Here is a 2639-nt window from a genome sequence, read left to right on the forward strand (position 1 = left end):
GGAGAGGATATAGATTCTGTCATTGCGAGGAATGAAATGACGAAGCAATCCACAAACAAAGATTCTAAGCAATCCACAAACAACAATTCTACCCACATAGGCACTTCCACCCTCCAAGTATTCCTTCACTCCTCTACACTTACAATACTTCATTATTCTCTTATTCACTCTAGCCTACATATCAAGCTAAAATGTAATAGCTCTGAATCTAAAGAGATAATAAAACAAGAGATAGATTGCCACGAAGCTAACGCTTCTCGCAATGACAATAAAGAATCTATCTCCACTGCATTCCTCTGTCCTATACTAGAAGATAATGAACTTAAATGTCCTCATAATGGTAGAGTGCAATTAAAGAGTAAGAAAGGTAAAAGCTTTACATCTAAAGACATTCCCAATAAGAATATTACCAATCATATTGTAGAATCTTATCTTTCAGAATCTAAAGAGGTGGTGTAGATGGCTAATCGTATAAAACCTAAACCCTCAAAGGAATCGCAATGCTATTTGTAATAATCTTTTTTCTCCTCATTGTCTTTACTCTCTCATATTTTATATGGTGGCTTATCTATAGAAAAGCATTTAAATCGAAGAAGAAAATCTCTAAGATTCTAGTATTTATCGGCGGTATAGGATTAATTACTTTTTATTACACACCTTATTCATATTATTTAGAGCCTAGTTTTTGGGAATTTAAAAATATATGTAAGCTAGACCCTGAAATATATCAGTTTAATGGTGGTAAGATAGATGAGGAATATTATAATAAGGTTTTAAAGTATTTTGATACAAGTTTAGATACGCTAGATTGGGAAAGTATTGAAAAAAACTCAACCTTATTAACACCAGAATATCTTGATTATGATGAAAATAATGAAAAATATTTATATTCTTATAAGATACAGAAATCTAGGATTAAGTATATAGCTCATCTATTATTTGAACATAAAATAGATAAGAGACATCTTATGAAAATAGAATTTGCGTTAATATGGGATACCAAAAGAAAATATCTCACAACAAAAGGTATGTCTTCTTATGAGCTTGTATTCAAACCATACCGAGAAACTTGTAATATTTTTGAAAAAGGAGATTAAATGAGCAATAAAGAACAAATACAGAAATTAAGGGACTATGCGGAATTAGCTTGTGGTGCTTATGGATATTTTCATCTAGCAGACAAAGATTATAAACCTGAAGGTTGGTGGAATAAGGATAAGAAAAAATTAGATGAATTTATTAAAGATAATAAAAGAATACCCACCTACACAGATATTCTCAACATAGAATATAACTCTTTATTTAGTGGCGACTTCTCCCCATTTCAAGCTAAACGCTTTTTTGAACGCTACGATTTATTACTTCATCAACCCAATACAGATTCAGGCTTCTCCGCCACATTATTTGGAGAAAAACGCAAACAAAAGAATACAGAATCTAAAGAGATAAGTTATACTGCTGACTATGGATATATCAATTATATCTTAGCCTTTAGAGGCACAGAGATGAGTAGTGATAAGATAAAAGCAATGCTAAATGATTTCTATACCAATTTCTTACTTGGGACAAACCAAATCCCAGAGCAATACTTTGATTTGATACACTTTGTAGAGACAAAGATTAAACCTAGAATCTATGATACATCATCTCAATCGTATCCTAAAATGATGATAGTAGGGCATTCTTTAGGAGGATTCTTAGCTCAAATGTGTGCTTTAAGCTATGATGAATTAGTAAATGAAGTCTATACTTATAATGCTCCGGGTATCTTTAATGATATGACAGCAAAGATATGGGATAATATAAAAACAAATGCCTTTGCAATATTTCTATATTTGTATGGGACAAAAAAATCTGCAGAATATATCACAAGTTTATTTCAATCCAAGACCAATATAGAGCCTTATGCAATGCTTGATATAGGAAAAGACAAAGAATTATATTGTGGTATGCTAGAAATGAATAATGAGTTATTGAAGCACATAAAAAGCTATCAAACAAATAGTAGGGGATTATTAGAGATTATAGATAGAGGAGATAGTGCCACACAGAAACTTAAAAATACTATTCCTTATTTCTTACGCACAGACCAAGAAGCAATAACTTTAGAAGAATCAAAATATACCTATATAAGAAAAGTATTCTCCCCTAATAGTATGAGAGAGTATGCAAAGCAACTCTATGATACATTGCAAGATAAGATTAAGATATATCAAGGTAAAACCTTCTATGTGTATTATGCGTATGCTTTTAGCCACACCACAACACAAGCTCAAATATCAGAATCTAAGCTTGTCGTATTAAGCTATGATTTAAGGATCCCTTATGGAAAGCTTATCAGTCAATTTCAATCACTAAGAAAAAAGAATTGTTATATAGACGAAACGCTTAAAACAGAGCAATGCTTTCACTCCCTCTCACAAGGAGCAGATGGAAGCTATGATACGATTGGTGGTTTAGGAATAAAAATACCAGCACATCATCTTACAATCCAAATTGGATTGAATGGATTTGGTAATAAACACTCCATTATCCCCCTCACTCAAACTCTCTACCTCTACTCCTATCTTTTAGAATTAGATTCTAATCATAACAAAGTCAAAGATAAAAGTTTATATGAGTGTATAGCGTATTGTAAT

At 31.7% G+C, this 2639-nt stretch carries 2 protein-coding genes and 1 pseudogene; all 3 read left to right on the forward strand.

What is annotated here, in order from left to right:
- Positions 1-459, forward strand: a pseudogene (locus tag CQA53_RS12625) (hypothetical protein); the annotation flags it as partial.
- 41 nt (positions 460-500) lie between these two features.
- Positions 501-1097: a hypothetical protein gene (locus CQA53_RS10765; protein WP_115543948.1), complete on the forward strand. Its 597-nt coding sequence runs from the start codon at positions 501-503 to the stop codon at positions 1095-1097.
- The coding region (locus CQA53_RS13415) for a lipase family protein (RefSeq protein ID WP_245945902.1) at positions 1098-2639 on the forward strand (1542 nt) is incomplete at its 3' end.

This window comes from Helicobacter didelphidarum, assembly GCF_003364195.1.
GTDB lineage: Bacteria > Campylobacterota > Campylobacteria > Campylobacterales > Helicobacteraceae > Helicobacter_A > Helicobacter_A didelphidarum.

Excerpts from the sequence above, each read along its gene's own strand:
- CQA53_RS10765 (WP_115543948.1), top strand. The coding sequence starts at position 501 with ATGCTATTTGTAATAATCTTTTTTCTCCTCATTGTCTTTACTCTCTCA.